This is a genomic window from Bacillus cereus group sp. N21, from assembly GCF_016483395.1.
GTDB lineage: Bacteria > Bacillota > Bacilli > Bacillales > Bacillaceae_G > Bacillus_A > Bacillus_A pseudomycoides.
This window is the reverse complement of sequence record NZ_JAEHBX010000270.1, coordinates 1-370: the sequence shown is the minus strand read 5'-3', so window position 1 is coordinate 370 and position 370 is coordinate 1. Positions and strand designations below refer to the sequence as shown.

The window sequence follows — 370 nt, the reverse complement described above, 5'->3', positions numbered from 1 at the left end:
CGTTTCATTCCTCATCCATTCAGTAGTGACCCGGGAGCGCGATTATATCGGACAGGAGACTTAGCGAGATACTTGCCAGATGGAAATCTGGAGTATCTTGGACGGATTGATCACCAGGTGAAAATCCGTGGTTTCCGAATTGAGCTCGGGGAAATTGAATCTGCTTTAAACGCGCATGCATCCGTAAAAGAGGCTGTTGTAATTGTTCGTGAGGATCAGCCGGGTGCTAAACGATTGGTGGCATATGTCGTGGGTGATGGGAATGTAGGTGAGTGGAGAGATTATCTCAAGGTGGAACTACCAAGCCATATGGTTCCTTCAGGATTTGTGATGATGGAAGCTATTCCACTAACTGCTAACGGTAAAGTTG

Annotated in this window: 1 protein-coding gene; it reads left to right on the top strand. The window is 46.8% G+C overall.

The window, feature by feature from the left end; all coding sequences use genetic code 11:
* Positions 1-370 (top strand): AMP-binding enzyme (locus tag JDS96_RS30810; RefSeq protein ID WP_199669131.1); only part of this gene is annotated, 370 nt, incomplete at both ends.